This is a genomic window from Microbacterium sp. SY138, from assembly GCF_039729145.1.
In the GTDB taxonomy this organism is placed as follows: Bacteria; Actinomycetota; Actinomycetes; order Actinomycetales; family Microbacteriaceae; genus Microbacterium; species Microbacterium maritypicum_A.
In genome coordinates this window covers 3022559-3044283 of the sequence record NZ_CP155793.1, presented here as the reverse complement: position 1 = coordinate 3044283, position 21725 = coordinate 3022559, and the positions used below count along the sequence as shown (strand labels likewise).

At 67.5% G+C, this 21725-nt stretch carries 24 protein-coding genes; 18 read left to right on the top strand and 6 right to left on the bottom strand.

Annotated elements, in window-relative coordinates:
* Positions 1–6: 6 nt before the first annotated feature.
* The 5 genes from rplA to ABDC25_RS14585 all read left to right on the top strand — a co-directional run bounded on the left by rplA (position 7) and on the right by ABDC25_RS14585 (position 3666).
* Positions 7–696 carry a 50S ribosomal protein L1 gene (gene rplA, locus ABDC25_RS14605; protein WP_021201063.1) on the top strand — a complete coding sequence of 230 codons (690 nt, stop codon included), beginning with the start codon at positions 7–9 and terminating at the stop codon, positions 694–696.
* Between the two features lie 284 nt (positions 697–980).
* The gene (locus ABDC25_RS14600; RefSeq protein ID WP_029258909.1) at positions 981–1802 is read left to right on the top strand and encodes an amino acid ABC transporter substrate-binding protein; all 822 of its coding nucleotides are present in this window, start codon (positions 981–983) and stop codon (positions 1800–1802) included.
* 3 nt (positions 1803–1805) lie between these two features.
* Positions 1806–2471 (top strand): amino acid ABC transporter permease, encoded by a 666-nt coding sequence (locus tag ABDC25_RS14595; RefSeq protein ID WP_029258908.1) that lies wholly within the window; start codon positions 1806–1808, stop codon positions 2469–2471.
* Positions 2458–3261: an amino acid ABC transporter ATP-binding protein gene (locus tag ABDC25_RS14590; RefSeq protein WP_347123372.1), complete on the top strand. Its 804-nt coding sequence runs from the start codon at positions 2458–2460 to the stop codon at positions 3259–3261. Before ABDC25_RS14595 ends, ABDC25_RS14590 begins: the two co-directional genes overlap by 14 nt.
* A gap of 48 nt (positions 3262–3309) precedes the next feature.
* The gene (locus ABDC25_RS14585; protein ID WP_021201059.1) at positions 3310–3666 is read left to right on the top strand and encodes a DUF1801 domain-containing protein; all 357 of its coding nucleotides are present in this window, start codon (positions 3310–3312) and stop codon (positions 3664–3666) included.
* 6 nt (positions 3667–3672) lie between these two features.
* Here ABDC25_RS14585 and ABDC25_RS14580 read toward each other — a convergent pair whose 3' ends face one another.
* Positions 3673–4335, bottom strand: a complete 663-nt coding sequence (locus ABDC25_RS14580) for a LysE/ArgO family amino acid transporter (RefSeq protein ID WP_021201058.1) — start codon at positions 4333–4335, stop codon at positions 3673–3675.
* Positions 4336–4405: 70 nt separating this feature from the next.
* Here ABDC25_RS14580 and ABDC25_RS14575 point away from each other — a divergent pair, with 70 nt between their 5' ends.
* Positions 4406–5350, top strand: coding sequence for a LysR family transcriptional regulator ArgP (locus ABDC25_RS14575; RefSeq protein ID WP_021201057.1), 945 nt, complete (start codon positions 4406–4408; stop codon positions 5348–5350).
* Here ABDC25_RS14575 and ABDC25_RS14570 read toward each other — a convergent pair.
* Both ABDC25_RS14570 and ABDC25_RS14565 read right to left on the bottom strand, forming a co-directional pair.
* Complete coding sequence (locus tag ABDC25_RS14570) at positions 5289–5777, bottom strand: MarR family transcriptional regulator (protein WP_031207956.1); 489 nt, start codon at positions 5775–5777, stop codon at positions 5289–5291. The two genes, ABDC25_RS14575 and ABDC25_RS14570, sit on opposite strands and share 62 nt — an antisense overlap.
* Positions 5764–7485 (bottom strand): MDR family MFS transporter, encoded by a 1722-nt coding sequence (locus ABDC25_RS14565; RefSeq protein ID WP_347123369.1) that lies wholly within the window; start codon positions 7483–7485, stop codon positions 5764–5766. Before ABDC25_RS14565 ends, ABDC25_RS14570 begins: the two co-directional genes overlap by 14 nt.
* Positions 7486–7764: 279 nt before the next feature.
* Between ABDC25_RS14565 and ABDC25_RS14560 the strand changes: the two genes are divergently transcribed.
* The 5 genes from ABDC25_RS14560 to ABDC25_RS14540 are packed head-to-tail and all read left to right on the top strand — an operon-like array spanning position 7765 to position 10795.
* Positions 7765–8385 carry a SipW-dependent-type signal peptide-containing protein gene (locus tag ABDC25_RS14560; protein WP_347123367.1) on the top strand — a complete coding sequence of 207 codons (621 nt, stop codon included), beginning with the start codon at positions 7765–7767 and terminating at the stop codon, positions 8383–8385.
* A 7-nt stretch (positions 8386–8392) separates the two neighbouring features.
* Positions 8393–9010: a SipW-dependent-type signal peptide-containing protein gene (locus ABDC25_RS14555; protein ID WP_347123365.1), complete on the top strand. Its 618-nt coding sequence runs from the start codon at positions 8393–8395 to the stop codon at positions 9008–9010.
* 26 nt (positions 9011–9036) lie between these two features.
* Positions 9037–9654: a signal peptidase I gene (locus tag ABDC25_RS14550; RefSeq protein ID WP_347123363.1), complete on the top strand. Its 618-nt coding sequence runs from the start codon at positions 9037–9039 to the stop codon at positions 9652–9654.
* Complete coding sequence (locus tag ABDC25_RS14545; RefSeq protein ID WP_347123361.1) at positions 9651–10301, top strand: hypothetical protein; 651 nt, start codon at positions 9651–9653, stop codon at positions 10299–10301. The genes ABDC25_RS14550 and ABDC25_RS14545 overlap by 4 nt, the downstream gene beginning before the upstream one ends.
* Positions 10302–10324: 23 nt before the next feature.
* Positions 10325–10795 carry a hypothetical protein gene (locus tag ABDC25_RS14540; RefSeq protein WP_347123359.1) on the top strand — a complete coding sequence of 157 codons (471 nt, stop codon included), beginning with the start codon at positions 10325–10327 and terminating at the stop codon, positions 10793–10795.
* Between the two features lie 28 nt (positions 10796–10823).
* On the opposite strand, the gene ABDC25_RS14535 is transcribed toward ABDC25_RS14540, so the two are convergent.
* Positions 10824–11504, bottom strand: a complete 681-nt coding sequence (locus ABDC25_RS14535) for a YqaJ viral recombinase family protein (protein WP_029267314.1) — start codon at positions 11502–11504, stop codon at positions 10824–10826.
* Positions 11505–11839: 335 nt separating this feature from the next.
* On the opposite strand from ABDC25_RS14535, the gene ABDC25_RS14530 reads away from it, so the two are divergent.
* The 3 genes from ABDC25_RS14530 to rplL all read left to right on the top strand — a co-directional run bounded on the left by ABDC25_RS14530 (position 11840) and on the right by rplL (position 14138).
* Positions 11840–12832: a hypothetical protein gene (locus ABDC25_RS14530; protein WP_347123357.1), complete on the top strand. Its 993-nt coding sequence runs from the start codon at positions 11840–11842 to the stop codon at positions 12830–12832.
* A gap of 385 nt (positions 12833–13217) precedes the next feature.
* A complete protein-coding gene (gene rplJ, locus ABDC25_RS14525; RefSeq protein WP_017829129.1) occupies positions 13218–13706 on the top strand; it encodes a 50S ribosomal protein L10 in 489 nt (162 codons plus the stop codon).
* A 48-nt stretch (positions 13707–13754) separates the two neighbouring features.
* Positions 13755–14138, top strand: a complete 384-nt coding sequence (rplL, locus tag ABDC25_RS14520; protein ID WP_017829128.1) for a 50S ribosomal protein L7/L12 — start codon at positions 13755–13757, stop codon at positions 14136–14138.
* 176 nt (positions 14139–14314) lie between these two features.
* On the opposite strand, the gene ABDC25_RS14515 is transcribed toward rplL, so the two are convergent.
* Positions 14315–15319, bottom strand: coding sequence for a LacI family DNA-binding transcriptional regulator (locus ABDC25_RS14515; protein ID WP_347123354.1), 1005 nt, complete (start codon positions 15317–15319; stop codon positions 14315–14317).
* Positions 15320–15606: 287 nt separating this feature from the next.
* On the opposite strand from ABDC25_RS14515, the gene ABDC25_RS14510 reads away from it, so the two are divergent.
* The 3 genes from ABDC25_RS14510 to ABDC25_RS14500 all read left to right on the top strand — a co-directional run bounded on the left by ABDC25_RS14510 (position 15607) and on the right by ABDC25_RS14500 (position 19125).
* Positions 15607–16923, top strand: a complete 1317-nt coding sequence (locus tag ABDC25_RS14510) for an extracellular solute-binding protein (protein WP_021199172.1) — start codon at positions 15607–15609, stop codon at positions 16921–16923.
* Positions 16924–17026: 103 nt separating this feature from the next.
* Positions 17027–18166, top strand: coding sequence for a sugar ABC transporter permease (locus ABDC25_RS14505; RefSeq protein ID WP_029258742.1), 1140 nt, complete (start codon positions 17027–17029; stop codon positions 18164–18166).
* Entirely contained in the window at positions 18163–19125 is a 963-nt protein-coding gene (locus ABDC25_RS14500; protein ID WP_021199170.1) for a carbohydrate ABC transporter permease, read from the top strand. The genes ABDC25_RS14505 and ABDC25_RS14500 overlap by 4 nt, the downstream gene beginning before the upstream one ends.
* Positions 19126–19191: 66 nt before the next feature.
* Here ABDC25_RS14500 and ABDC25_RS14495 read toward each other — a convergent pair whose 3' ends face one another.
* On the bottom strand, positions 19192–20199 hold the full coding sequence (locus ABDC25_RS14495) for a glycerophosphodiester phosphodiesterase family protein (protein WP_021199169.1): 1008 nt from the start codon (positions 20197–20199) through the stop codon (positions 19192–19194).
* A 141-nt stretch (positions 20200–20340) separates the two neighbouring features.
* Between ABDC25_RS14495 and ABDC25_RS14490 the strand changes: the two genes are divergently transcribed.
* Positions 20341–21717: a cystathionine beta-synthase gene (locus ABDC25_RS14490; protein WP_347123351.1), complete on the top strand. Its 1377-nt coding sequence runs from the start codon at positions 20341–20343 to the stop codon at positions 21715–21717.
* The last annotated feature ends 8 nt before the right edge of the window (positions 21718–21725 follow it).

The following is a 21725-nucleotide window of genomic DNA, read 5'->3' as shown; positions in this document are numbered from 1 at the left end:
ATAATCATGGCTACCAAGTCCAAGGCTTACAAGGCTGCCGCCGAGAAGATCGAGGCAGACCGTTTCTACACCCCCACCGAGGCCGTCGCCCTCGCGAAGGAGACCGGCTCGACGAAGTTCGACTCGACCGTCGAGGTCGCGCTGAAGCTCGCCGTCGACCCCCGCAAGGCGGACCAGATGGTGCGCGGCACCGTCATCCTGCCCCACGGCACCGGTAAGACCGCCCGCGTCATCGTCTTCGCCACCGGCCCCGCGGCCGAGGCTGCGATCGCCGCAGGCGCAGATGAGGTCGGCGGCGCCGAGCTCATCCAGAAGGTCGCCGATGGCTGGACCAACTTCGACGCCGCTGTCTCCACCCCGGAGCTCATGGGCCAGGTCGGTCGTCTCGGAAAGGTGCTCGGACCGCGTGGTCTGATGCCGAACCCGAAGACCGGCACCGTGACTCCGAACCCGGCCAAGGCCGTCGAGGAGATCAAGGGCGGAAAGATCGAGTTCCGCGTCGACAAGCACGCCAACGTGCACTTCGTCGTCGGCAAGGCATCCTTCACCGCAGAGCAGCTGAACGAGAACATCGGCGCAGCGCTCGAGGAGATCGTCCGCCTCAAGCCGTCGAGCTCGAAGGGCCGTTACATCCAGAAGGGTGCGGTGTCGACCACGTTCGGCCCCGGCATCCCGCTGGACGTCAACTCCATCTGAGTCTGACTCTCTGAAACGCCCCCGGGTTCGCCCGGGGGCGTTTCTGCGTCCTGCGCAGACCTCGTTCCGGTCGCACTTCCTGCCGCATCATCGACTGCTGAGCGGCAGGAAGTGCGACCGGAACAGGGCTGGCGCTCGAACGGGGCAGGGCCCCGAGAGGGCAGGCCAGACCCGCGAAACGCAACGTCATCGGATGCGGCGATCCGCCGAGCGCCACGTACTGTGGGGGAGTTCGCGCGTCGGTCGCGTAAACTCGCACCGCGCTTCACACCCCAGGAGGGTTCATGTCCCGTCGTCTCATCGCCGTCACCGCACTCGTCGTCGCCGCCGCAGCCCTGACCGCCTGCAGCGGGTCGAGCACGCCCGCGAGCACCTCGGGCAGTGGCGAGAGCTCCGCGAGTTCGGAGTACGGTCTCGCGAAGGACGGCACGCTCACCGTCGGAACCGAGGGCACGTATCGCCCGTTCAGCTTCCACGGCGACAACGGCGCCGGTGACCTGACCGGATACGACGTGGAGATCATCGAAGCCGTCGCCGACAAGCTCGGCCTCGAGGTGAAGTTCGAAGAGACCCAGTGGGATGCAATCTTCGCGGGCCTCGACGCCGGACGCTTCGACGTGATCGCCAACCAGGTCACGATCAACGACGAGCGCGAGGCGAAATACCTCTTCAGCACGCCCTACACGGTCTCGCCCGGCGTCATCGTCGTGAACGAGGATGACGACTCGATCTCGTCGTTCGCCGACCTCGAGGGCAAGACCACCGCACAGTCGCTCACGAGCAACTGGAACGACCTCGCCACTGAATCGGGTGCCAAGGTCGAGGGCGTCGAGGGCTGGGCGCAGGCCGTCGAGCTCCTGCGTCAGGGCCGCGTCGATGCGACCATCAACGACAAGCTGACGTTCCTCGACTACGAGACGACCAACAGCCCGACCGGTCTGAAGATCGCCGCCGAGACCGAAGATGCCGGCGAGCAGGCCTTCGCGTTCACCAAGGACAAGGAAGCGCTCGTCACGGCGGTCGACGGGGCGCTCGACGAGCTGCGTGCGGACGGAACTCTGGCCGAGATCAGCAAGAAGTACTTCGGCGAAGACGTCTCGCAGTAATCGATGGAGAACCCCTGGCAGCTGTTCCTCGACTCGCTCGGGCCGATCGCCTGGGCGGGGCTGACGGCGACGGTGCCGCTCGCACTGGCATCCTTCACGCTGGGACTCGTCATCGCCATCGGCATCGCGCTGATGCGGATCTCCGTGAACCCGATCCTCTCTGGCGTCGCGCGGTTCTACATCTCGGTGATCCGGGGGACGCCGCTGCTGGTGCAGCTGTTCGTGATCTTCTACGGCATGCCGTCGATCGGGATCACGATCGATCCATGGCCGAGCGCGATCATCGCGCTGTCGCTCAATGTCGGCGGCTACGGCGCCGAGGTGGTGCGTGCGGCCATCCTCTCCGTCCCGCAGGGGCAGTGGGAGGCCGCGTACACAGTGGGGATGAACCGCACGCGCACGCTCACGCGCATCATCCTGCCGCAGGCGGCGCGGGTGTCGGTGCCGCCGCTGTCGAACACGTTCATCTCCCTCGTGAAGGACACCTCGCTCGCGTCGCTGATCCTCGTGACCGAGCTGTTCAAGGTGGCCCAGCAGATCGCGTCGACGACCTACGAGTTCATGGTGCTCTACCTCGCCGCGGCGCTGGTCTACTGGGTGTTCTGCCTGGTGCTGTCATTCGGACAGAGCGCCCTCGAGAGGAGGCTCGACAGTCGTGTCGCGCACTGACAACACTTCAGAGGCTCTGCTCACCGCCCGTGGCCTGCACAAGAGCTTCGGTGACAACGAGGTGCTCCGCGGCATCGATCTGACTCTGCACCGTGGCGAGGTCGTCGTGCTCATCGGCCCCAGCGGCTCGGGTAAGACGACCGTGCTCCGTGCGCTCAACGGGCTCGAGACACCGGACGCCGGCACGATCGTGGTCGCGGGCGGGCCGGAGATCGAGTTCGCGCCCGCCGTGCAGCCGAAGCCCCGCGTGCAGAAGCAGAAGCGACTCGCGCTGCGCGACCGTTCCGCGATGGTGTTCCAGCACCACAACCTCTTCCCACACCTGACGGTTCTCGAGAACGTCATCGAGGGGCCGTGGCGGGTGCAGGGGCGTCCGAAGGCCGAGGTGGTGGCCGAGGCGCTCGCGCTGCTCGACCGGGTCGGTTTGGCCGACAAGGCGGATGCCCGCCCGCACCAACTCTCCGGAGGGCAGCAGCAGCGCGTGGGAATCGTGCGCGCGCTCGCGCTCAAGCCCGACCTGCTGCTGTTCGACGAGCCGACCAGTGCGCTCGATCCGGAGCTCGTCGGCGAAGTGCTGCTCGTGATCAAGGAGCTCGCGGACGAGAACTGGACCATGGCGGTCGTCACCCACGAGCTGAGCTTCGCGCGCGAAGCCGCCGATCACGTGCTGTTCATGGACGGCGGCGTCGTCGTGGAGCAGGGGCCGCCGGCCGAGATCTTCAGCGCGCCGAAGCACGAGCGCACGAAGCGTTTCCTCACGCGCATCATGCGTCCGCTCGACGGCGTCTGATCGCGCTCGGTCCTCGCCCTGCGCGCCGATCGGTGGCAGGATGCCCTCGTGGGAACCATCGACGACTACCTCGCAGATCTCGCCGTTGCCGATCGTGATGCGATCGACCGCGTCTATGCGGTCGCCCGTCGGGAGGCTCCGGATGCGGAGCAGGGCACGGGCTACGGCATGCCCGCGCTCGTGCACGGCGGCAAGCCGCTGCTCTCGGTGATGCGCGCCAAGAAGCACATCGGCATCTACCCGTTCAGCCCGGATGCCGTCGCCGCCGTCGCCGACATGCTCGACGGGCATCCGGGAGTCAGCGTCGACAAGGGCACCATCCGGTTCCAGCCCGAGCATCCGATCCCGGGCGAGGTGCTCGAGACGCTCGTCCGCGCCCGGCTCGCGCAGATCGACAGCGTCTGACTCCGCTCAGATTCCTAGCACCGGCAGCACGAGGCTGATCGCGATCGCGATCATGACCACCGCGATCACGGCGTCGAGGATGCGCCACGACCGCGGGGTGCGCAACCAGCGCCCCAGATAGCGGGCGCCGAACCCCAGCGCCGTGAACCACAGGATGCTGGCGGCGATCGCCCCGCCCGCGAACAGCCAGCGCTCGTCGCCGTGGGTGGCCGCGATCGATCCGAGCATCAGCACGGTGTCGAGATAGACGTGAGGGTTGAGCCACGTCAGCGCGAGCGTCGTCAGGATCACGGGTGTCAACCGCGTGCGAGTGAGCGTCGCCGTCACGCCGCTCGATGCGAGCGATGCGGAGGGCGAGGAGTCGGAGGTCTCGACGACCAGCTCCTCACCTCCACGCCAGGCCCGGCGTGCGGCCAGGATGCCATAGGTCAGCAGGAACAGCGCCCCCGCCCATCGTGCGACGACCACCAGCCACGGCGCGGCAGAGATCACGAAGCCGAGCCCGGCGACGCCCGCCGCGATCAGCGCTGCGTCGGAGAGCGCGCAGATGGCCACGACGGCGAGGACGTGCTCGCGGCGGATCCCCTGACGCAGCACGAAGACGTTCTGCGCGCCGATGGCGACGATGAGGGAGAGACCGAGGCCGAGGCCGGCGAGAACCGTGAGCATGGATACAGCCTAGGAACGGCCGGACATCAAGAGAAGCGAAGATTTCTACCGAACCATTAGCATTGCTGATGTGCGAATCGATCCCGAACTCGCGGCCACCCTCGCCGCCATCGTCGACGAGGGGACACTGGATGCCGCCTCGAGGCGACTGCAGATCACTCCTTCCGCGGTGAGTCAGCGGTTGAAGACTCTCGAGCAGCAGCTGGGGCGCATCCTGGTCGTGCGCACCAAGCCCGCACGGCTGACGCAGGCGGGGGAGGCGGTCGTCCGTCTGGCGCGGCAGGTCGCTCTGCTGGAGCATGATGCGCTGGCCGGGGTGGGTATCGACGAGGCCGGCGCGGCGCGCAGGATCAGCATCCCCCTCGCGGTCAACGCCGACTCGATGGCGACCTGGTTCCTCGCTCCGCTCGCGCGCCTGTCCGCAGCGCACGACATCGACTTCGACCTGCATCGAGATGACCAGAACTTCACCGCCCGTCTGCTGGAGTCGGGGACGGTGATGGCGGCCGTCACGAGTGAGGAGACTCCGGTCTCCGGCTGCTCCGTGTCGCCGCTCGGAGTGCTCGAGTATCGGGCGATGGCAGAGCCGGGGTTCGCCGCCCGATGGTTCCCCAAGGGAGTGACATCGACCGCGTTGACGGCCGCGCCGTTCGTCGACTTCGACCGGAGGGACACCCTGCAGCACGAATGGCTCAGGGCGATGTCGGTCGCGCAGGAGGGCGTGCCGCGGCACTACGTCCCGGCATCCCACGATTACGCCCTCGCGGTCACCCTCGGACTCGGCTGGGGCATGGTGCCGCTGCTGCAGGAGTCGGCTGGGCTCGTGCCGTTGGGGGGACCGACCCTGCGCGTGCAGCTCTATTGGCAGCAGTGGAACCTGCGCTCGGAATTGCTCGACACGATCGCCGCGGAGGTCGCCACCGAGGCCCGGCGCGTCCTCGGCAGCGTCCCGGTCAATCGGCCGCGGTCGACCCCGGTGTCACTCCGGAAGCCAGGGCGTGCAGCAGCCGGGTGAGGTTGCCGATGTCGGTGAGGCTCCACTGCTCGAGCGTGCGCAGCAGCAGGCCCTCCTGCGGCAGTCGAGCCGCTGACAACCGCTCCGTGCCGAGGGGCGTGAGCTCCAGGAGGGACGAACGGCCGTCGGCGGGGTCGGCGGTGCGTTCGATCAGACCGAGTTCCTCCAGCTCGCGCACCGTGCGGCTGACCTGTCCCTTGTCCATGAGCATCCGCTCGGACAGCGTCGACACGGTCACCCGTTCGCATCGGGCGATCGTCGTGAAGATCTTGTAGCCGCCGGGCAGCAGACCGGGGCTCACCCGATGGGCGTTCTCAGTGATGACGCGGCGGAAGTGCGTGATCAGCTCACTGAACTCCGCCTCGAGGGCGCGGACCGCTTCGGCCCGCGCCTCCGGGGTGTCGATGTCTTTCTCAGCGTCGGACATCGGAGGCGCCGTCCCCACGGTCACCTGCGCGGTCGACGACCGTCACGGTACCGGTCGTCGGGGCACCGGAGAGCGCAGTCGCGTCGGCGATCGCCACGTCGACCGCGCCGTCGACGCTGCCGTCGACGGGCTTCTTCTTCGCGGCGTCCGCCTGGGCGCGCTCCGTCGTGGTCATCGTCGTCAGCGGTCGGTTCGGCAGGAACAGGATCGCGATGAGGCTGATCACCGCGAGCGGGATGCCGATCAGGAACGCGTGCGAGATGGCCTGGGCGTAGAAGTCCTCGATGATCGAGCGCACCGGTTCGGGGAGGAGGCGGACCTCCGGCAGCGTTCCGCTGGAGAGCTGTGCGGCGACTTCGGCGCCCTTGTCGCCGAGCTGGGCGATCGCTGCCCCGATGCGCTCCTTGCCGTCGCTGAACAGACCGGTGAGGCTGTTCGCGAGCACGGCGCCCATGACGGAGACGCCGATCGTGCCGCCGAGGCTGCGGAAGAAGGTCACGCCCGAGCTCGCGACGCCCATCTCGCTGGGCTTCGCGACGTTCTGCACGATGAGCACGAGATTCTGCATGGTCATGCCGACGCCCGCGCCCATCACGAACATGTAGATCGAGACGAGGACGAAGTTCGTGTCGTAGTGCAACGTGGACAGCATCACGGAGCCCGCGATCAGCAGCACGGACCCGAGGATCAGGTAGCCCTTCCACTTGCCGAAACGGGTGACGAGCTGGCCGATGACCATCGACGAGATCAGGAGGCCGGCCATCATCGGCAGGGTCATGAGCCCGGCCTCGGTCGGCGTCGCACCGCGGGAGAGCTGCATGTACTGCGCGAGGTACACCGAGGTGCCGAACATCGCGACGCCGATCGAGATCGACGCGAGCACCGAGAGGGTGAAGGTGCGGCCGCGGAACAGCGTGAGCGGGATGAGCGGCTCGCGCACCTTGAGCTCGACGATGATGAAGGCGATGGCCGAGACGATCGCGCCGCCGACCATGAGCACGGTCTCTGTGCTCCACCAGTCGAACGTCGAGCCGGCGTTGGTGATCCAGATGAGGATCAGCGAGACGGCGGCCGACAGCAGCACGATGCCGACGTAGTCGATCGACACCTTGCGGGTGCGCTCGGTGCTGATGTGCAGAGTCTTCTGCAGGATGATCAGTGCGGCCACGGCGAAGGGGAGGGCGACGAAGAAGTTCCAGCGCCAGTTGGCGACGTCGGTGATCCATCCGCCGAGCAGCGGGCCGCCCACGGTGGCGACAGCCATCACGGCACCGAACAGACCCATGTAGCGGCCGCGCTCGCGCGGGCTGATGATGTCGGCCATGATGACCTGGCTGAGGGCGGCGAGCCCACCGCCGCCGATGCCCTGGATGGCGCGGAAGGCGATGAGGGTGTTGGTGTCCTGCGCGAATCCGGCCGCAGCGGTCGCTCCGACGAAGACGACGATCGCGATCTGGATCAACAGCTTGCGATTGAACAGGTCGGCGAGCTTGCCCCAGATCGGGGTCGAGATCGCGGTGGTGAGGAGCGTCGCCGTGATGACCCAGGTGTAGGCGGCCTGGTCGCCGCCGAGGTCGTGCACGATGACCGGCATCGAGGTGGAGACCACCGTGGTCGCGATCATCGAGACGAACATGCCGAGGAGGAGGCCGGTGAGGGCTTCGAGCACCTGGCGATGCGTCATCTTGACGGGGGAATCCGTGGTCATGCGTGACCTTTCGCAGAAGGGTGGTGGAGATGCTGCGACAGCTCTGGCGCGCACGAGATGGTTGAACTGCGTCAACTATACGCCGATCGTTGATATACGTCAACGATCTTCGAGAGGGATTCGGATCTGCGCGGGATGAGCGAATGTCGTGCGCGAAATCGCCTTGTTCTGCGGATGAGGCGGGGAGAGGATGGCGCAAACGCGCGGATGCGGGGTCGTTGAGGGGCGACCGGACGACAGGCATTCGCGTGGTTCACGAATTCCTGAGGGGGAAGCGACATGGCAACCAAGGCAACCCAGCGCAAGGTCCTGGCGGTACTGGCCGGTGGACTCGTGCTCGGCATCGGCACCGCAGTGACGCTCGCGGTCTGGAACGACTCCGAGTTCGCGAACGGCACGTTCACCGCGGGCGCATTCAATCTGCAGGGGTCCACCGACGGCACCGCGTACGCCGACCACAACTCCGCTGGCTCCGCGGCGACTCTCGCCTTCACCCTGCCGGCGGGGCTCGTGGGCAACATGTCGCCGACGAGTTCGGTCTACGCCGGATTTTGGGTGCGCCTCGCAGCCGGCACCACGAGCGGAGCGAACCTCGTCGCCGACGGCACGACGGCCGACCCCGCCGCGAGTTCGAACACCGGTCATCTGTCGTACTCGATCTACCAGCTCGCACCGGGCGCCACGTGCAACGCGGCGAGTGCCACGGGCACGCCCATCGCGACCGGAACGACGCTCGATGTGCAGACCGGCGTGACGCAGGTTCCGCTCACGGCCGGCGGCACATCGGCCGTGCCCGGCACAGCGGTGCAGCTGTGTTTCAAGGTGACGGCGGATGCGTCGCTCACGCCGAGCCTGGTGACCAACGCCACCTGGAAGTTCACGGCCACGTCGACGAACTGAGCATGTGATGGTCACCCGCAGAGATGTGCGGGAGAGGCGGCGGCTGCGCTCCCGTCGGCTGAGAGCCGTCCTCGCGGGCGGGCTCGTACTCGGCATCGGCGTCGCCGCCACCCTCGCCGCCTGGAATGACTCCGAGTACGGATCCGCCAGCTTCACGGCCGGGAGATTTGACATCGTCGGAGCGGTCGACGGTTCCACGTTCTCGAGTCACGCCACCACGGGCGCGGCGGCGACCCTGAACTTCCAGCTCGCGCCCACCGCGATGGCGCCGGGGAACGCGACGTATGCGCTGTTCAGCGTGAAGACGGCGAACCCCTCGGTGGCGGGAACCCTCCAGCTGACTGCGGGAACACCCGGCGGCACGGGGCTCGCGACGTATCTCACCTACGGTGTGCGCACGATCGCGGGCACCACCTGCAACGCGACCACGTACGCGGCGGGGACGGCCGTCGTCGCGGACGGGTCGGCGCTCACCGCCGGGGGTTCGGGGACGCAGGCGGTGACGGCGAACGGTGCGGCTCAGGTCAACTACTGCTTCGCGGTCACTCTCCCGACGACGGCCCCGAACGCCGCGCAGGGACTCACGATGACGCAGACCTGGCAGCTCCTCGGAACGTCGTCGTAGGCGCGGATGGCAGGGAGGAGGACGAGATGACGACCCCCATGACGCGAAGGAGCCTGCGCGAGAAGGAGACGTCCCTCGCCGCGGTCGAACCCCACGCGACCGCGGCGAGGGTACATACCGGCATGCGGCCGGGGCGTGTGATCGGCGACGCGTTGCTCTGGATGGCCGCGGTCGCCGGGGCGATCTGCATCCTGCTCGTCGTGCTCGCCTTCACGGCGCAGATCACGCTCATCATGTTCCGCACCGGGTCGATGTCCCCGACGATCCCCGCGGGCTCCGTCGCGGTGGTGCAGCGCGTCCCGGCGACCGAGATCGAGGTCGGCGACGTCGTGACCGTCGACCGCGAAGGGGAGCTGCCGGTGACCCACCGCGTCACCACGATCTTCCGGGGTGCGAGCGCGGATGAACGGGTGATCACGATGCGTGGCGACGCGAACGCCGCAGACGATCCCTTCCCCTACCCTGTGACATCGGTGCGGAAGGTGTTGTTCTCCGTTCCCGGTATCGCGCTCGTCGTCGCGGGCATGGGGAACCCGATCGTGCTGGGAGCTCTGACAGTTGCGGCGACGTCGCTGGTCGTCTGGGCGTTCTGGCCGCGCGGGCAGCGCCGGTCCGGGCGCGATCCCGACGGGAACGGGCCATGAGGCGCGCGCTCGCCGTCGTCCTGCTCTCCGTCCTCGCGGTCACGATGCCGGTGGTCACGATGCCGACGGCCGCATGGGGTGCGCCGACGACGCAGATCATCCAGGGGTCGGTCCTGCGCCTCGTCTCCGTCGCGGACTGGGCGGCAGCCGGCAGTCTGCTGCCGGGACAGCCGGTGGAATGGGACATCGCGGTGAGTGCCGATGCCCCGGATCCGGGGGTCGTGCGGATCGCGGTCAGCGCGACGGGTGATGCACAGCTGCTCCTCGACGTCTCCCTGTGCCTGCAGGAATGGACCGACGCCGGGTGTCCCCATGGCGCCGCCACGCTTCGTACGGCGTGGAGCATCCCGCGCGACGGGGTCGAGATCCCGCTCGCACAGGTCGCCGACACCGAGACGGCGCATCTTCGCCTCGCGATCTTCCTGGATCCCTCCGGGGGTGCGGGTGCGGGCAGCACCGATGTGCGCGTGCACGCGCAGGGGGCGGGCGAGACGGTGATCGTGGGGTCGGACGGCGACCTCGCGACGACGGGGCTGCCACCGGGCATGCCGTGGGCGGTCATGGCCGGTTCGGCGCTGGTGGCGTCGGGCATCGCACTCGCGGGTCGGCGTCGACGCGCGACATCAGAGACGCGTAGTCGACGATGAGGCGGCCGACGCGCGCACGCATCGTGGCAGGGGCCCTCGGCATCGTCGTGCTCGTCGGCGTCGCCTCGACGCCCGCTGTGCAGGTCACCGACGCCGCATTCACCGACAGCGAGTATGCGACGCGCACGTTCACCGCGGCGACCCTGGCCGCCCCCGTGGTCACCTCGTGCACGGTGACGAGCTTCCTCGGCACGTTCACCGGCTTCACGATCACGTGGACATCGCCCTACCTGACCGTGCAGCAGCGGCTGTCGATCAACAACGTCGTCGTCGACAACAGCAACGTCACGCAGAGCGGATCCGGCCCCTACACCTACTCGTCCACGATCAGCTCCGGATTGCTGAACACGCTGCTGGGGAGTCTTCTCGGATCGTCCAACGCGGTGAAGGTCGAGACGATCTACGCGGGAACGTCGTGGGTCTCACCGGCCGCGACACGCACGCTCTCGGTCGGTGGTCTGCTCGGTCTCGGTGGCAACAACACCTGCACGTGAGGGCGGGCTCGGCCTCGGCGGGGTCGGATCAGTCGGCGAGGGCCAGCGCGCGGAACGCGTCGCGTTCACGGAGCTGTTCGCGCCGGCTCGCGGCGGCATCCATCACCCGGCTCGGAACCTGCTGGCCGGTGGTGCGTCGGTAGAGCTCATCGATGAGATCCGTGGCGAGGCCGACGAGTTTCGCGATCTCGCGGTCGTCGCGGTCGATCCACACGCAGCGCGGCTCATCGTGGATCGGGGCGAAGTCGACGTGCTCTTCCCAGACGAACAGGGTCCGCTCGGCGCCGAGCACGTGCTGCTGCCACCACACCTGACGGAGGTAGGTGCGCGGGATGCCCCGGAACGCCTTGTTCGTGGTCTTGATCTCGGCGAGCTTCACGCGTCCGTCGGCGTCGACCGCGATGCCGTCGGGGGTGGCCAGGTGCCGGTGCTCGACCTCGGCGCGGAACAGTGCGGAGGAGGGAAGGATGCCATGGGTGGCCGCGACCCATGCCGCGATCTCGGGCTCGCGTCGTCGACCATGATCGGTGTAGGCGTTGCCGCCGAAGCGGGGTCCGCCGCCGAGCTTGGAGTCGGCCGCGCGGGCGATCGACTTCTCCGAGGTGAGACCTGCCACGTCGGTGGCCGTGATGCCCCGCGAGCGCGCACGCAACCATGCCACGCGGTCGCGGGAGTCCGCGACGATGCGTGCAGAGAGTTCCGGGGTCACCCTTCGACCCTAACCCCGCGCGCCGACCCTCCCTCCCGTACACGCCGCCCTCCCGCCCCTCCCGCTCCCGCCCGCTGCCTCCCCTCCCGCTCCCGCCCGCTCCCGCCCCTCCCCGTCGCCGAGACCCATTGGCGTCGCCGACACCCACGTGTGCAGTTGCTTCGGCGCGTGGGTTTCGACGACAAGCGTGGGTTTCGCTGGGAGGAAGGCGCGAGGTCTCGCCGGGATGCGGGAGGGAGAGGCAGGGAAGCGAACTGCACGGCGATGGTTCTGAGCGAGTTGCTATCGGTTCCCGGTGAAATGCGCGGATCCTGGGTCGCGGGCCGGCTGCAAGCATGAAGATCGAGCGCATGCGGAAGGCTGTCACGATCGAGGAAGCGCGTCAGCTCCTCCTCTCCAGACGGGATGTTCTCGCCCGAGGAATCACCGAGCGGGAACTCAAGGGCATGGTCGACGGTGGCGTGCTCATCCGGGTGCGTCGGGGCTGGTACGCGGAGGGGGAGGCGTGGGCACAGCTCTGGGCGGAAGGCCGGCATCTCCTGAAGGTGCTCGCCGTGCACCGGGAGTCCTCGGGCGGAGGCGCCGCATTCTGCTTCGACTCGGCAGCTGTGCTCCACGGTCTGCCGCTCGATCGGACGTTCCCGGCGCACGTGCACGTGTTGCTCGGCCGGACGAGTCACAGCAGGGTGAAGGGCTGCGTGGCACGGCACGACATACAGGTCGGTGAGGGGGACCTCGAAGAGATCGAGGGCATAAGATGCACGTCGCTCGAGAGAACCGTGCTCGACCTGACCAGCCGGCTCGGGCCGGAAGCGGCTATCTCCGTGGCCGATGCTGCTCTCCGGCGAGTTGCCATGCGCGGGAATGAGCAGGATTCCGAGGTGGCCGCCACGTGGCGAGGAGAACTTGCTCGGCGTGCCCGGGCTATGTCGGGCCGTGGGATCCGTCAGGCCCGCGCGATGATCGCGCTGTCGGACGGTCGTGCCCAGCTTCCCGGGGAGAGCGTCAGTCGTCTGCACCTCCACAGGCTCGGCTTCACGGGCATCGAGCTGCAGTCGCACGTCACCGGGCCAGGCGGTGAGGACTATTGGCTCGATTTCGCCTTCCGCGGTTTGCAGGCCTTCGGCGAGTTCGACGGCAGAGGCAAGTATCTCGATCCGGATCTGCGCGGTGAGAGGTCGGCGGAGGACATCGTGATCGCTGAGAAGTGCCGTGAGGACGCTGTCCGTGGCGTCACGGGATGGCGCGTCGTCCGATGGGGATACGAGCACATCGTGACGCCTGAGGCTCTCGGCGCACGCCTGGGTGCCTTCGGCCTCCGCCCCTAACATCGTGCCTCGCTTTTCTGCCAGCTATTGCCGCCGACACCCATGCCCCTCGTCCAGACCCATGCCAGGAGACGAGTCCCGCCATGGGTCTGGGTGCGGAGCGTGGGTCTCGGCGAGGGGGTGGGTGGACGGAGGGCGGAGGGGCGGAGGAGAGGCGGGATTTGGGGGAGCAGGGGCGGGTGGGGTACAGTTATCTCGAACCGAAGACCGCTGGTCATCGTCGTGTGCGCAAGCACGCAGCGATCGAAGCTCTGCATAGCAGGGGCCCGCGCAGGCCACGAACTCTCAAAGCTCCGTGCGCTTGCGCCGGAGCTTTTTCTCTTGCAGGTGGTCCAGGTCGGCGCCTCACCACCGTGCGGCGCCTCGTACACACCAAGGAGTGACCATGGCGCAGAAGGATGCATCGGTCGCCGAGCTCACGAAGTCATTCGAGAACTCGACTGCCGTTCTGCTGACCGAGTACCGCGGTCTGACGGTTGCCCAGCTCAAGGAGCTGCGCAACAGCATCCGTCAGGACGCTGAGTACGCCGTGGTGAAGAACACGCTGACCAAGATCGCCGCCAACAAGGCTGGCATCTCCGCGCTGGACGACGACCTCAAGGGTCCGTCGGCTGTCGCGTTCGTGCACGGTGACTTCGTCGCCACCGCCAAGGCTCTGCGTGACTTCGCCAAGGCCAACCCGCTTCTCGTGATCAAGTCCGGCATCTTCGAGGGCAACGCCCTCACCGCGGACGAGGTCAACAAGTACGCCGCGCTCGAGAGCCGTGAGGTTCTGCTGGCGAAGGCTGCGGGCATGATGAAGGCGACGATGGGCAAGGCTGCCGCCACCATCGATGCTCTTCGCGAAAAGCTGGAGACCGCAGAGGCCGCGTAAGCGACCTGCGATCTCGTCTACAAACCCCATCTATCTAGGAGATACATCATGGCGAAGCTTTCCACCGAGGAACTGCTCGAGCAGTTCGCCGGCCTGACCCTCATCGAGCTCAACGAGTTCGTGAAGGCGTTCGAGGAGAAGTTCGAGGTCACCGCTGCTGCTCCCGTCGCCGTCGCCGGTGCCGCGGGTGGCGCAGGCGCTGCTGAGGCTGAGGAAGAGAAGGACTCCTTCGACGTCATCCTCGAGGCTGCTGGCGACAAGAAGATCCAGGTCATCAAGACCGTCCGCGAGCTCACCTCGCTGGGTCTCGGCGAGGCCAAGGCTGTCGTCGACGGTGCCCCGAAGGCCGTCCTTGAGGGCGCCAACAAGGAGACCGCCGAGAAGGCCAAGGCTGCTCTCGAAGAGGCAGGCGCCACGGTTACCCTCAAGTAATCGCGACGCTCACGCGTTTCTCGTCGAAGGCCCCGGGTTCGCCCCGGGGCCTTCGTGCGTTCCGGGTGGTTTTGCCGTTGCCGACGCTTCCCCTGCTGTCCTCCCGGCGCACCAGGAGCCCGGGCCGCGGTCGCGTGGCACCACGAGCCCGGCCTGCATCCCGGCATGCTGCGAAGTCAGCGCGGAGGAGCCGTCGAGCTGCGCACGACGAGGGCCGACGCCGCGTAGATGCGCTCCAGCGGTGCGTCGGGGTGCTCCATCCGCTGCGTCAGAAGGCGCACCGCCTCATGGCCCTGGTCGCGCGGTGACTGTCCGATCGTGGTCAGCGCGAACATGTCGGCGTGTTCGTGATCATCGATGCCGACGACGCTGAGCTCGGTCGGCACGGCGATTCCGAGTCGCCGCGCGGCGATGATCGCCCCGATCGCGGCTTCATCGCACACTCCCACGATCGCCGTCGGCCTCCGCCGTCGGTCTCCCAGCAGTCCCGCTGCCGCGGTGTACCCGCCGGGCATCGTCGGAGACCCGCCGGCGACGCGCGCATGAGCCCCGATTCCGGCCGCCTGCAATGCGCCGCGATAACCCTCCAGCCGCTGCGCGTCACCGTAGCTCAGCGTGGCCGCGTCCGTCGATCCGCCGACGAAGGCGATGTCGGTGTGCCCGAGCTCGATGAGGTGCTCGGTCGCGATGCGCGCGGCGGCCGTGTCGTCGATCGACACCGCGCTGGAACCCTCGCTGTACGGTCCGACGCTCACGAGCGGCCGCCCGGTCTGCTGCAGGCGCTCGAGCTCCCGGGCGCTCGGCTGGATGCCGACCGCGATGATCCCGTCGAACCGCCGGCCGGGGAGCACGCTCTCGAACAGCCGCTCCCTGGTCTGCGACCCTTCCGGCACGCCGTAGAGCGACAGGTCGTAGTCGAGGGCGAAGAGCGATTCCTGCACGCCGGCGAGCAGCTCGGCGAAGAACCATCGGTCCACGGGCGGCATCACGACGCCCACGGTCTGCGTGCGCCCGGTGGCCAGGCTCGTCGCGGAGGAGTGGGCGACATAGGAGAGATCGCGAGCGGCGTCCTCGACGCGCTGCCGGGTGGTCTCCGACACGTACCCGCGGCCGCTCAGGGCGCGACTGGCGGTGGCCTTCGATACGCCGGCACGCGACGCGACGTCCGCGATCGTGCTCATCGGTCCTCCTCGACCTGATCACGCAGCTGCGTGGCCCCGACGCGGGGGTGCGCGCCGCGTCAAATCGTAGTCGCCGGCATACGAAAAAGGAACCGGTTCCAGAGCGGAAGCGAGGGAGCGCTCCCACGTCGGGGGCGCGAGCACGTCGAATGGTTGCGAGCTTGTGACCCTAGCGTGTTGTGCGGGGGTGCGCATGGCCAGTAGGTTGGCCTGGAATCGGTTCCCTAACGATGCCCCGGGGTGGCGTCGCACCAGTCGGGAACCTGTACTCGAAGAGGAGAATTCACATGGCTCTGTCACAGCGTTCCCGGCGTTACGCGCCGCTCGCCCTGCTGGGGGTCGCGGGCATCGCGCTCGCCGGATGCGGGGCTCCCGGAGGGGCACCGGGCACCGACGGCGGCGATGGGGGCGATGCCACCGTCACCATCTACGGAACGATCGTCGATGACGAGGCGAAGCTCCTCCAGGAGTCCTGGAAGGACTGGGCCGACGAGAACGGCATCACGATCAAGTACGAGGGCAGCCAGGACTTCGAGACCCAGCTCGGCACGCGCGCCCAGGGCGGCAACCCGCCGGACATCGCGATCTTCCCGCAGCCGGGACTGTTCAAGGACTTCGCGGACCGCGACTACCTGAAGCCCGCACCCGAAGAGGTCGAGAAGAACGCCAACGAGTACTGGACCGAAGACTGGGTGAACTACGGCACCGTCGACGGCACCTTCTACGGCGCCCCGCTGATGGCGAACGTCAAGGGCTGGATCTGGTACTCGCCGGCGAAGTTCAAGGAGTGGGGCGTCGAGGTTCCCAAGACGCTCGACGAGATGACCGCCCTCACCGAGAAGATCCAGGCGACCACCGGAACCCCCGCATGGTGCGCCGGCTTCGAATCGGGCACCGCGACCGGCTGGCCGGGAACGGACTGGATCGAGGACTACGTGCTGCGTCAGTCCGGACCGGACGTCTACGACCAGTGGGTCACGAACGAGGTCAAGTTCACCGACCCGCAGATCAAGCAGGCGTTCGACTCGGTCGGCGGCATCCTGCTCAACCCGGCCAACGTCAACGCCGGCTTCGGTGACGTGCGCTCCATCAACTCCACCGCGTTCGGAGATGTCGCTCCGAAGCTCGCGGGCGGCGAGTGCGCGCTGACCCACCAGGCCTCGTTCCTGTCGGGCTTCTTCCCCGACGGCACGAAGGTCGCAGAGGACGGCGACGTCTGGGCATTCATGCTGCCGGGCGAGACCGAGGGCGACACGGCTGTGACGGGTGCCGGTGAGATCGTCGGCGGGTTCAGCGACTCCGAGGCGACGCAGAAGGTGCTCGCGTACCTGTCCAGCCCCGAGTGGGCGAACAGCCGCGTCAGCCTCGGCGGCGTGACCTCCGCGAACAACGGCCTCGACCCCGCGAACGCGAAGGACCCGATCCTCCAGGAGACCATCAAGATCCTGCAGGACCCGGACACCACCTTCCGATTCGACGCGTCCGACCTGATGCCCGGTGCCGTCGGTGCCGGAACGTTCTGGAAGGGCATGGTCGCATGGGTCAACGGCACCTCGACCGATGAGGTGCTCACGCAGATCGAGACCGGCTGGCCGAGCAGCTGATCCAGCAGAGGGGCCGCCCCGCACCGGGGCGGCCCCTCTGACCCCACGGCGCGCACTCCGACGTGTGCGTCGATGATCCGGTCCGCGTGATGAAGGGGAATCCGTGAACGCGACTAATTTCTTCAAATGGATCGGCTCGCTCCCGCCGGTCCTGCAGGCCGTCGCCGTGGTCATCGCCTTCGCGGTGGTCGTGGCGATCATCCTGCTCCTGGTGGACATCGCTCCCCGTAGGGGGAAGGTCTACACGTTCGTCCGATTGGCGATGTGCCTGCTCATCCCGCTCGCGGTGATGTTCTTCTTCAACTCCTATTACTGGGCGATGGGAGTCGCCGTCGCCGTCGGCGCCTTGTTCTTCTGGCTCGACTACCGTTCCCGCGATGGCGCGGGATATCTGATCCAGCTCGTGGCCTTCATGGCTCCGGCGCTGCTGTTGCTGATCGTCGGTCTCGTCCTGCCGTCGATCCAGACGATGTTCTCGTCGTTCATGAACTCCTCGGGGAAGGAGTTCGTCGGCCTGTCGAACTACCTCTGGATCTTCACGCAATCCGACGGCATCACCGCCGTCATCAACACGATCATCTGGGTGCTCCTGGTTCCGACGGTCTCCACGATCGTCGGCCTCGCGTACGCCGTGTTCATCGATCGCACCCGGGGCGAGAAGATCTACAAGGTGCTGGTCTTCATGCCGATGGCCATCTCCTTCGTCGGGGCGAGCATCATCTGGCGATTCATCTACGAGTACCGTGGCCCGCAGTACGAGCAGATCGGTCTGCTCAACCAGCTCCTCGTGTGGTTCGGTGGCACGCCGCAGCAGTGGCTGCTCAATGAGCCGTGGAACAACCTGTTCCTGATCGTCGTGCTGATCTGGGTGCAGACCGGTTTCGCGATGGTGGTGCTGTCCGCATCGATCAAGGGCGTACCGGCGGAGCTGCTGGAAGCGGCCGAGCTGGACGGCGCGAACGCGTGGCAGCGGTTCATCTCGGTGACGGTCCCTGCGATCCGCCCGGCGCTCATCGTGGTGCTCACGACCATCTCGATCGCCTCGCTGAAGGTGTTCGACATCGTGCGCACGATGACCGCCGGCAACTACGGCACGTCGACCCTCGCGAACGAGATGTACACGCAGTTCTCGAAGTTCGAGGCGGGACGCAGTGCCGCGCTCTCCGTCATCCTGTTCATCCTGGTGTTGCCGATCGTCATCTACAACGCGCGCCAGATCAAGAAGCAGCGGGAGATCCGATGACCGACACCGTGAAGTCAGACGCCGCCGTCAGCACGCGCGCGATCACCACCGGCGGCGGGTTCGACGGCGCCGCCGGTCGCACCCGCAAGCGCCTGTCCCGTCCGTGGGCGTCGGTGGCGTCCATCGTCATCGCGTTTTTGTGGACGATTCCGACGCTCGGGCTGTTCATCTCGTCGTTCCGGCCGAGGGACCAGATCCAGACGACCGGCTGGTGGACCTTCTTCGCCGACCCGCAGGTGACGCTCGAGAACTACGTCGACGTGCTCCAGTCCGGCACGACGCAGCTCACGATCCTGGAGTCGTTCGTCAACTCGATCGCGATCACGATCCCCGCCACCATCGTGCCGCTGATGATCGCGTCCATGGCGGCCTATGCGTTCGCGTGGATCGACTTCAAGGGGCGCAACGCGCTGTTCATCTTCGTGTTCGCGCTGCAGATCGTGCCGATCCAGATGGCGCTGGTGCCACTGCTGAGCTCGTTCTCCCGAGGGATCAACCTCTTCGGGCTGCAGGTCACGACCCCGCTCGGTGCCTCCTCGGGCTACGCCCAGGTGTGGATCGCTCACTCGATGTTCGCTCTCCCCCTGGCGATCTACCTGCTGCACAACTTCATGTCGGAGATCCCCGGAGAGATCATCGAGGCCGCGCGCGTCGACGGTGCGTCCCGTGGGCAGATCTTCTTCCGCGTGGTGCTGCCTCTCACGATGCCGGCGATCGCTTCTGTCGCGATCTTCCAGTTCTTGTGGGTGTGGAACGATCTGCTCGTGGCGCTGGTGTTCGCCGACGGCGCCGCGGCGCCCATCACGAAGCTGTTGGCCGAGATCACGGGCACGAGAGGAAACGACTGGTACCTGCTCACGGCGGGCGCCTTCGTGTCGATCATCGTGCCGCTGATCGTCTTCTTCGCACTGCAGCGCTACTTCGTCCGCGGCCTGCTGGCGGGATCGACGAAGGGCTAGCGGTACGGATCCGCTTCATCGACGACGCCGCGCCGACCTGAGGAGGTCGACGCGGCGTCGTCGATGTCAGCGGGAGTGGCCGTACTTCCAGCTCACGGCATCGCGGGGCGAGTCCACGAGGACCGCATCGACGCCGACGCGGGCGAGGTCTCGATACCGTTCGGCGTCCGCGACTCCGATCGCCATGAGATTCACACGGTCGGTGGGATCGATGCACCGCACGGCCTCGCGATCCCAGGGGGTGACTTCCACCTCGCTCTTCGCGGTACCCGAGGTGAAGGTCTCACTGACGGTGATCTTGCGGCGATCCTCGAAGGCCATCCAGGTTCCGGCCGCGGGCGGCGGCTCGCACTCGTGTGCGAGAGCGATGTCGAGGAGTCGCTTGCGGGTGACATCGCGGTCTTCTGCGACCTGGACGTCGCCGGCGTCACGGGCTCGACCGGTCGCGGCCGCATCCGTGGAGTAGATGACGGTGTTCTCCGTGCGCTCCGCATCGCGGAGAACGGCGACGACCGCGTCCGCCAGAGGAACCGGATCCGCCTGCTTGAGATCGAGGAACACCAGGCGGTCGGCGGGGATGTCCGCCAGAGCCTGTCGGAGTGTCGGGAGAAGGGCCGGGTCGTCGCGATACGGCGTCTCTTCCGATCCACGAGGGCGGAAGTTCCATCCGGCGTTGAGCGCGGTCAGTTCTGCGACGGTCTTCTCCGCCACGGTCCCCGTCCCGTTCGTCTTCTCGTCGAGGCCGATGGGCCGGTACAGCACGGGCACGCCGTCGCGAGAGAGCTGGACGGTGATCCAGAGCGCGTCAGCGCCATCCTCCAGCGAACCTCGGATGCCCTCCCTGGTGTTCTCCGGATAGTCGGCGGTCCCCGCCCGATGAGCCACGATCAGCGGTGCCTCTTGCCCGTAGCCGGTTTCGGGGCCGGAGCCGGCATCGGTGCCGGTTTCGGTGCCTGTCCCGGCTCCGACTTTCGGGGGCCGATCTGCCGCGATCATCGGCGCGATGCCGAGCACGAGACCGAGGGTCGTGATACCCGCCGCGCGCGCCCAGAATGGATGCTGTTTCGAGAACATGGTGATCTGCTCCTTCGTGAGCCCGCCGCTGGGATCTTTCCCGCCATCAGGCAAATGTAACATTTTAGACTTTCGGCCCTCGGTTCGATCGGCGTCGAAACACATCCCCGTCCGCGGCATCCGCGCGTCTACCCTGAAGGCATGAAGTACGCAGACTCGATCGTCGATCTCGTCGGCGACACGCCCCTCGTGAAGCTGCAGCACGTCACCGAGGGCGTCGCGTGCACGGTGCTCGTGAAGCTCGAGTACCTGAACCCCGGCGGTTCCTCGAAGGATCGCATCGCCGCGCGGATCATCGACGCGGCCGAGGCGACGGGTGCGCTGAAACCCGGCGGCACGATCGTCGAGCCCACCAGTGGCAACACCGGGGTCGGCCTGGCGCTCGTCGCCCAGCAGCGGGGCTACAAGTGCGTGTTCGTGCTGCCGGACAAGGTCGGCGAAGACAAGATCGACGTGCTCCGTGCCTACGGCGCGGAGGTCGTGGTGACCCCCACTTCGGTCGCCCCCGACAGCCCGGAGTCGTACTACAGCGTGAGCGACCGGTTGACACGCGAGATCCCTGGAGCGTTCAAGCCGAACCAGTACGAGAACCCGAACGGTCCGCGCAGTCACTACGAGACCACGGGTCCCGAGATCTGGCGCGACACCGACGGCGAGGTCACGCATTTCGTGGCGGGCGTGGGCACGGGTGGCACGATCACGGGGACGGGGCGGTACCTGCGGGAGGTCTCGGATGGTCGAGTACGGATCGTCGGCGTCGACCCCGAGGGCAGCGTATACAGCGGCGGCACCGGCCGTCCGTACCTCGTCGAGGGCGTGGGCGAGGACATCTGGCCCGGTGCATACGATCCCACGGTGCCGCACGAGATCGTCGCTGTCGGCGATGCGGAGGCGTTCGCGATGACCCGGCGCCTCGCCCGCGAGGAGGGCATCCTCGTCGGGGGATCGAGTGGCATGGCCGTCGTCGGTGCGCTGCGCGTCGCGCGTGACCTGCCGGCGGACGCCGTGATGGTCGTGCTGCTGCCCGACGGCGGACGCGGCTACCTGGGCAAGATCTTCAACGACGGATGGATGCGCTCCTACGGGTTCAGCGAGCTGGAGGACGGGGAGACCGTCGCCGACGTGCTCGCGGCTCGTCCGTCGCGGCAGGGCGCCGGCATCCCCGACCTGGTGCACGCCCACCCGACCGACACCGTGCTCGAGGCCATCGGCATGATGACCGAGTACGACGTCTCGCAGCTGGTCGTGCTCAGCGCCGAACCGCCGGTCATGATGGGCGAGGTGGTCGGCACGGTCGATGAGAAGGGGCTGCTCGACCTGCTGTTCCGCGGTGAGGCGAACGCGACCGATGCCGTGGGCGCGCACGTGGGGGAGAGGCTCCCGCTCGTCGGCATCCACACCTCCGTCGCACAGGCCAAGGCCGCGCTCGCCGATGCCGACGCGCTGCTGGTGACCGAAGACGGCAAGCCGCACACCGTGCTCACCCGTCAGGACCTGCTGGCGTATCTGTCGCGCTGAGGGGCGCC